Source organism: Roseateles sp., assembly GCF_052436255.1.
GTDB lineage: Bacteria > Pseudomonadota > Gammaproteobacteria > Burkholderiales > Burkholderiaceae_C > Pelomonas.
On record NZ_JBQVNP010000207.1, the window covers coordinates 1 to 6,527 of the forward strand.

A 6,527-nucleotide genomic window follows, 5' to 3' on the forward strand; every position below is an offset into this window, starting at 1 on the left:
TGCGCAGCCGCTGCGTCGTCTGGGCGGCCGGCGTAGCGGCCTCGCCGCTGGGCCGGGCGCTGGCCGAGGCGACCGGCTGCGCGCTGGACCGCGCCGGCCGCGTTGTTGTCGAACCCGACCTGAGCCTGAAGGGCCACGCCAACATCCAGGTCATCGGCGACCTGGCCGCCGCGCAGAGCCACAAGCCGGGCCACGAGCCCCGGCCAGTGCCGGGCGTATCACCCGGCGCCAAGCAGATGGGCCGCTGCGCCGCGGCCAACATCCGGCGCCGCCTGCGCGGCGAGGCCACACAGGCCTTCCGATATACGGACTACGGCAACCTGGCCACCATCGGCCGCAACAGCGCCGTCGTCGACCTGGACACGCCGGCGGGGCAGCTGCGCTTCTCAGGCTATTTCGCCTGGCTGTTCTGGCTGTTCGCCCACGTCTGGTTCCTGATCGGCTTTCGCAACCGCTTCGTCGTGCTGGTCGACTGGGCCTGGGCCTACTGGACGCATGACCGCAACGCGCGGGTCGTGACGGGTGCCGGGCTCAGCGAGGCCAGCCCGGCGAACCTCGCTGAGGTTTCGGCTCGTCCGCGGGCAGATTGACCAGCGCCAGCGCCAGGCTGGCGCCGAGCGCGACGACGCCCCAGAAGATCAGGAAGCTCAAGGTATAGAGGGCTTCAGCCGACAGCTCCACCGGTGCGGCGCCGAACCAGCGCAGCTCGTGCGGGTCGACGACGGCGAAGACCAGTGCCTCCAGCACCCCGGCCGACAGGAACGACGACCAGGCGACCGCCATCGCATAGCGCACGATGCGCGACGGCCCCGGGGCGGCTGTCATCTTATGGCTCCCGGCACCACGCCGGTGGCAGCATGGTTGCGCGCTGCCTGGGCGGGCGCGGCGTCGGCTCCTCGTGTCACGAGCGGCGGGTCGGGATGGCGGATGGCCAGGGTCACGGTGACGATGCTGGCGAGGACGACGGCAACCGGGCCGGACACGACGAGCCAGACCATGGGCTCGCGCCAGGCGGAAGAGGGAGTGGCCAGGGGTGTGGGGCTCGACATGAGGTCTCCTGCCGCGTCACCGCGGAACGACAAAAGTGGACTTTTCAGCGACGCTGTCGCCGGCGGCACTGCGCACGATCCAGCGGATGGGTTGGGCACCAGGCTTGAGCTGCTGGGCGGCCTGGGGCGGCATGCGCAGCGCGACGGTCACCCAGCGCGCCTCGGCCGGGCCCAGCGTGATGCTGGTGGCACGGCTGAGCTGCAGGCCGGCCAGGCCGTCGGCGTCGATGCTGAGCTGTTGCGGCGCCTCGGTGGCGTTCATCAGCTGCAGGCGGTAGAGGTTCTCGATCCAGCCGTCCTCGACCTGTCGAGCCAGCGTGGCGCGGTCGCGCACGATGTCGACGCGGAAGTCGTGCCGGCTCACGAGGCTGTACAGCACGGCCGTGCTCAGGCCGAGCAGGATGCCGCCGTAGATCAGCACGCGCGGACGCAGAATGCGGCGCCAGCGCTGCGCGGCAGTGAGCTGTCCCGCCATGCCGTTCTCGGTGTCGTAGCGGATCAGGCCGCGCGGCGTGGCCATCTTGTCCATCACACCGTCGCAGACGTCGATGCAGGCGGCGCAGCTGATGCATTCGTACTGCAGGCCCTTGCGGATGTCGATGCCGGTGGGGCAGACCTGCACGCACAGGCCGCAGTCGATGCAGTCGCCCACGGCCTGGCTGCGTGCCTCGCTCTTCTTCTTGCGCAACGCGTTGTTGCCGCGCGGCTCGCCGCGGGCGGGGTCGTAGCCGACGATGAGGGTGTCGTGATCGAACATCGCACTCTGGAAGCGCGCATAGGGGCACATGTACTTGCAGACCTGCTCGCGCATGAAGCCGGCGTTGCCGTAGGTGGCGAAGCCGTAGAACAGCACCCAGAAGGCTTCCCAGGGCCCGAGGGAGAGGCCCAGCAGATCGCGGATGGGCGTGAAGTAGCCGACGAAGCTGAAGCCGGTGAACAACGCCAGCGCGATCCAGCCCAACTGTTTGCCGCCCTTGCGCCACAGCTTGTTCAGCGACCAGGGCGCCTTGTCGAGCTTCAGGCGCGCGTTGCGGTCGCCCTCGAACCAGCGCTCGATGAGCACGAAGAGTTCGGTGTAGACGGTTTGCGGGCAGGCATAGCCGCACCACACGCGCCCAGCCACGGCCGTGAACAGGAACAGCGCATAGGCCGACATCAGCAGCAGGGCCGTCAGGTAGACGAAGTCCTGCGGATACAGCACGAAGCCGAACACGTAGAAGCGCCGCGCGGCCAGGTCGAACAGCACGGCGGGCCGGTCGCCCCAGCTCAGCCAGGGCAGCCCGTAGAACACCAGCTGGGTCAGGGCCACGAGGGCCCAACGCAGGTTGGTGAAGCGCCCACGCACGCTGCGCGGGTGGATCTTGTCTTCCGACTTGTAGAGGCGGATGACGGCTTCGGAATCCATTACTGCGACAGGCCCCAGACATAGGCCGCCAGCACGCGGATCTGCTCGGGCGAGAGGCGTTCGCCATGGGCCGGCATCTGGTTGTGCTTGCCGCCATTGATCATGGCGACGACGGCGCCCTCACCCCAGCCGTGCAGCCAGACCTTGTCGGCCAGGTTGGGTGCGCCCAGCGCGGCATTGCCCCTGCCGCCAACACCGTGGCAGGCCGCGCAGGCGCTGAACTTGGGCTTGCCGAGTTGCGCATACAACGAGTTGTGCGGGCTCCCCGACAGCGACAGCACGTAGTGGGCGAGGTTGCGCACGTCTTCGCTGCTGCCCACCGCCGCAGCCATCGGCGGCATATTGCCCTGGCGGCCCAGTGTGATGGTCTCGCTGATGGATTCGAAGCTGCCGCCCCACAGCCAGTCCTTGTCGGCCAGGTTGGGGAAGCCCTTGGAGCCCTTGGCGTCCGAGCCATGGCAGGTGGCACAGTTGTTGGCGAACAGGCGCTCGCCGATGGCATGCGCCTTGGGGTCCTTGGCGAGTTGCTCGGGCGGCTGCCCGGCAAAGCCGGCATAGACCGGCGCCATGGCAGCGCGCGCCTGGGCCACGTCGGCGCCATGCTCGGCGGTGCTCGACCAGCCCAGCGAACCAGCCACGCTGCCCAGGCCCGGGTAGAGGGCCAGGTAGAAGCCGGCGAACACGACCGTCAGCACGAACAGGCCCATCCACCACAACGGCAGCGGGTTGTTCAGCTCGCGCAGGTCTTCGTCCCAGACGTGGCCGGTGGTGTTGTCGGCCGCAGCGGGCTGGCGCCGGCTGGCGATGACGAGCAGCACGATGCAGGCCACCAACCCGAGCACCGTGGCCGCGGCCACGAAGATCGACCAGCCCTCGTTGAAAAAGTCGCTCATTGATCATCCCCTTGCAAGGGCAGCTCGGCCGCCGCGTCGAAGTGGCCGCGCCAGGCCCACACGACGATGCCGATGAAGACGGCCAGCGACACCAGGGTCACGGCCACGCGCAGTTCATTGACTCCCACTGGAGGCCTCCTTCTTCGCCGTTGCTGCGGCCGTGCCCAGCACCTGCAGATAGGCGATGAGTGCATCCATCTCGGTCTTGCCGGTGGCGGCCTGCGCCGCGTCCTTGATCTCGGCGTCGCTGTAGGGCGCGCCCAGCATGCGCAACGCACTCATCTTGGCCGGCAGCGCGGCGGCATCGACGGACGTGGTAGCCAGCCAGGGATAGGACGGCATGTTGGACTCCGGCACCAGGTCACGCGGATTGATCAGGTGGATGCGGTGCCAGTCGTCGCTGTACTTGCCGCCGACGCGGTGCAGGTCGGGTCCGGTGCGTTTGCTGCCCCACTGGAAGGGTCGGTCGTAGACGAACTCGCCGGCCTTCGAGTACTCGCCGTAGCGCAGCGTCTCGGCCAGCAGCGGGCGGATCATCTGCGAGTGGCAGTTGTAGCAACCCTCGCGCACATAGACATCGCGGCCCGCGATCTGCAGCGCCGTGTAGGGCTTGAGCCCGGGCGCCGCCTGCGTGGTCGAGCGCTGGAAGAACAGCGGCACGATCTCGACGAAGCCGCCGACGAAGACGGTGGCCAGCACCAGCACGATCATCAGCAGGTTGCTGGTCTCGATGCGCTGGTGGCCGGTGAACTTTTCGGACTTGTGGGTACTCATGTCAGTTGCTCCGCCGCGCATAGCGGCGCTTGAAAGTTGCGGGCCCGGGCGCCGGGCCGCTCCCAAGCCGGCCCGCGTTGGGCGATGTGCGTGCCGAAGAGCCGAGGCTCATGACGCGGCGCGGTCTGCAGGACCGGCCGACGTAGGCGTTGGGCGAGGGGCTGCATGTCCTTCAGGCGTGTGCCAGCACTTGCGGGATGCGCACGCGCTCGGGCTTGCCCGCCTGCACCGTCTTGACCACGTTCCACACCATCACCAGCATGCCGGCCAGGTAGAGCAGCCCGCCCAGCAGGCGCGTCACATAGAACGGCCAGGTGGCCTTGACGCTTTCGACGAAGGTGTAGACCAGCGTGCCGTCGGGGTTGACCGCGCGCCACATCAGGCCCTGCATGACGCCGGCGATCCACATCGCGGCGATGTAGAGCACGATGCCGATGGTGGCAATCCAGAAGTGCAGCTCGATCGCGCTCTTGGAGTGCATCTGCGTGCGGCCGTACATGCGCGGGATCAGGTGGTAGAGCGATCCCATCGAGATCAGACCAACCCAGCCCAAGGCACCGGCGTGGACATGGCCCACGGTCCAGTCGGTGTAGTGCGACAGCGCGTTGACCGTCTTGATCGACATCATCGGCCCCTCGAAGGTGGCCATGCCGTAGAAGGACAGCGAGACGATGAGGAACTTCAGGATGGGGTCGTCGCGCAGCTTGTGCCAGGCGCCCGACAGCGTCATGACGCCATTGATCATGCCGCCCCAGCTCGGCGCCAGCAGCACCAGGCTGAAGATCATGCCCACGCTCTGCGCCCAGTCCGGCAGCGCCGTGTAGTGCAGGTGGTGCGGCCCCGCCCACATGTAGGTGAAGATCAGCGCCCAGAAGTGGACGATGGACAGCCGGTAGCTGTAGACCGGGCGCTCGGCCTGCTTGGGGATGTAGTAGTACATCATCCCGAGGAAGCCCGCGGTCAGGAAGAAGCCGACCGCGTTATGGCCATACCACCACTGCACCATCGCGTCCTGCACGCCGGCATAGGCGGAGTAACTCTTCCAGAAGCTGACCGGCAGCACCGCAGCGTTGACGATGTGCAGCAGCGCCACAGCCAGGATGAAGGCACCGAAGAACCAGTTGGCCACGTAGATGTGGCGGATCTTGCGACGCCCCACCGTGCCGAAGAAGACGATGGCGTAGGCGATCCACGATACGGCGATCAACAGCGCGATGGGCCACTCCAGCTCCGCATACTCCTTGCCGCGCGTGATGCCCAATGGCAGCGTGACGGCCGCGGCCACGATGACCGCCTGCCACGACCAGAAGTGGAACCAGGCCAGCATCGGCGCGAACAGGCGCGTCTGGCCGGTGCGCTGCACGACGTGGTAGCTGGTGGCCATCAGCGTGCAGCCGCCGAAGGCGAAGATCACGGCGTTGGTGTGCAGCGGCCGCAGGCGCCCATAACTCAACCATGAGATGCCGAAATTCAGCTCCGGCCAAGCCAGCTGTGCGGCGATGAAGACGCCCACAGCCATACCCACCACCCCCCAGAGCACGGCGGCCAGCGCGAATGCCCGCACTGGCCCGTCGTCGTATGTCATCCCCGGCTGGCCCGGGCCACTTTCATTCGCCATCGCGACTCCTCCAGTCTGATGCGAACGATTCTTCTAGGGGGGCGCCTCAGGCGTCTTGATCCTGGTCAAGCAGGATGCGTTCGGCCTCCCGATCGAAGCCATCGAGCTGGCCATCGTTCACAGCCCAGCCGAACACCGCCACGATGAACAGCACCAGCACGACCGAGAACGGGATGAGGAGGTAGAGGATGTCCATCAGCGGTTCAGGCGTTGGGCGTTGAGGACCACGAAGAGCGAGCTGGCCGCCATGCCGATCCCCGCAGCCAGCGGCGGCAGCCATCCCGCCAGCGCCAGCGGCACGCAGGCGGCGTTGTAGAGCGCCGCCCAGGCCAGGTTCTGGCGCAGCACGCGGCGCGTCTTCTGCGCCAGCGCCAGCGGCAGCGCCATCAGGCGGTTGGACACCAGCAGCGCGTCTGCCGCGCTGCGCGCCAGCATCGCGCCCTGCCCCATCGCGATGCGCACATCGGCCGCGGCCAGCACCGGTGCGTCGTTGATGCCGTCGCCCACCATCAGCACGCGCTCGCCGGCCGCCTGCCAGCCGCGCACGGCGGCGAGCTTGGACCCGGGCGTGGCACCGGCCTGCCAGTGCGCGATACCCAGCTGCGCGGCCATGTGCGCGACGGTGGCGGGCTGGTCGCCCGACAACAGCCGCACCTGTTGGCCTTGCGCGTGCAGCGCGGCGACGGCCTCGGCCGCATCGGCGCGCGGTGCCTCGGCCAGGTCCAGCCACAGCACGCAGTCGCCGCAGCCATCGGGACCGAATGCCAGCCGCGCGGCCGGGTCGGGGC

At 68.2% G+C, this 6,527-nt stretch carries 10 protein-coding genes; 1 reads left to right on the forward strand and 9 read right to left on the reverse strand.

Features of this window, described 5'->3' with window-relative positions; translation table 11 throughout:
* The coding region (locus ACT6S0_RS25590; protein ID WP_444766555.1) for an NAD(P)/FAD-dependent oxidoreductase at positions 1-590 on the forward strand (590 nt) is incomplete at its 5' end.
* Here ACT6S0_RS25590 and ACT6S0_RS25595 read toward each other — a convergent pair.
* The 9 genes from ACT6S0_RS25595 to ACT6S0_RS25635 all read right to left on the reverse strand — a co-directional run.
* The gene (locus ACT6S0_RS25595) at positions 532-825 is read right to left on the reverse strand and encodes a hypothetical protein (protein WP_444766556.1); all 294 of its coding nucleotides are present in this window, start codon (positions 823-825) and stop codon (positions 532-534) included. The two genes, ACT6S0_RS25590 and ACT6S0_RS25595, sit on opposite strands and share 59 nt — an antisense overlap.
* Positions 822-1,049, reverse strand: a complete 228-nt coding sequence (locus ACT6S0_RS25600; RefSeq protein ID WP_444766557.1) for a hypothetical protein — start codon at positions 1,047-1,049, stop codon at positions 822-824. The genes ACT6S0_RS25595 and ACT6S0_RS25600 overlap by 4 nt, the downstream gene beginning before the upstream one ends.
* A gap of 16 nt (positions 1,050-1,065) precedes the next feature.
* Entirely contained in the window at positions 1,066-2,454 is a 1,389-nt protein-coding gene (gene ccoG / locus ACT6S0_RS25605; protein ID WP_444766558.1) for a cytochrome c oxidase accessory protein CcoG, read from the reverse strand.
* A complete protein-coding gene (ccoP, locus tag ACT6S0_RS25610; protein ID WP_444766559.1) occupies positions 2,454-3,347 on the reverse strand; it encodes a cytochrome-c oxidase, cbb3-type subunit III in 894 nt (297 codons plus the stop codon). The genes ccoG and ccoP overlap by 1 nt, the downstream gene beginning before the upstream one ends.
* A complete protein-coding gene (locus ACT6S0_RS25615; protein WP_156392400.1) occupies positions 3,344-3,475 on the reverse strand; it encodes a cbb3-type cytochrome oxidase subunit 3 in 132 nt (43 codons plus the stop codon). Before ACT6S0_RS25615 ends, ccoP begins: the two co-directional genes overlap by 4 nt.
* Positions 3,462-4,121 carry a cytochrome-c oxidase, cbb3-type subunit II gene (gene ccoO / locus ACT6S0_RS25620; RefSeq protein ID WP_444766560.1) on the reverse strand — a complete coding sequence of 220 codons (660 nt, stop codon included), beginning with the start codon at positions 4,119-4,121 and terminating at the stop codon, positions 3,462-3,464. The genes ACT6S0_RS25615 and ccoO overlap by 14 nt, the downstream gene beginning before the upstream one ends.
* Positions 4,122-4,293: 172 nt before the next feature.
* Positions 4,294-5,739 (reverse strand): cytochrome-c oxidase, cbb3-type subunit I, encoded by a 1,446-nt coding sequence (gene ccoN / locus ACT6S0_RS25625; protein WP_444766561.1) that lies wholly within the window; start codon positions 5,737-5,739, stop codon positions 4,294-4,296.
* A gap of 46 nt (positions 5,740-5,785) precedes the next feature.
* Positions 5,786-5,935, reverse strand: coding sequence for a cbb3-type cytochrome oxidase assembly protein CcoS (gene ccoS, locus ACT6S0_RS25630; protein ID WP_444766562.1), 150 nt, complete (start codon positions 5,933-5,935; stop codon positions 5,786-5,788).
* Positions 5,935-6,527, reverse strand: a 593-nt coding sequence (locus ACT6S0_RS25635; protein ID WP_444766563.1) for an HAD-IC family P-type ATPase, incomplete at its 5' end; no start/stop codon positions are given. The genes ACT6S0_RS25635 and ccoS, both read right to left, overlap by 1 nt.

Excerpts from the sequence above, each read along its gene's own strand:
- ACT6S0_RS25595 (WP_444766556.1), bottom strand. The coding sequence starts at position 825 with ATGACAGCCGCCCCGGGGCCGTCGCGCATCGTGCGCTATGCGATGGCG.
- ACT6S0_RS25600 (WP_444766557.1), bottom strand. The coding sequence starts at position 1,049 with ATGTCGAGCCCCACACCCCTGGCCACTCCCTCTTCCGCCTGGCGCGAG.
- ccoG (WP_444766558.1), bottom strand. The coding sequence starts at position 2,454 with ATGGATTCCGAAGCCGTCATCCGCCTCTACAAGTCGGAAGACAAGATC.
- ccoP (WP_444766559.1), bottom strand. The coding sequence starts at position 3,347 with ATGAGCGACTTTTTCAACGAGGGCTGGTCGATCTTCGTGGCCGCGGCC.
- ccoO (WP_444766560.1), bottom strand. The coding sequence starts at position 4,121 with ATGAGTACCCACAAGTCCGAAAAGTTCACCGGCCACCAGCGCATCGAG.
- ccoN (WP_444766561.1), bottom strand. The coding sequence starts at position 5,739 with ATGGCGAATGAAAGTGGCCCGGGCCAGCCGGGGATGACATACGACGAC.
- ccoS (WP_444766562.1), bottom strand. The coding sequence starts at position 5,935 with ATGGACATCCTCTACCTCCTCATCCCGTTCTCGGTCGTGCTGGTGCTG.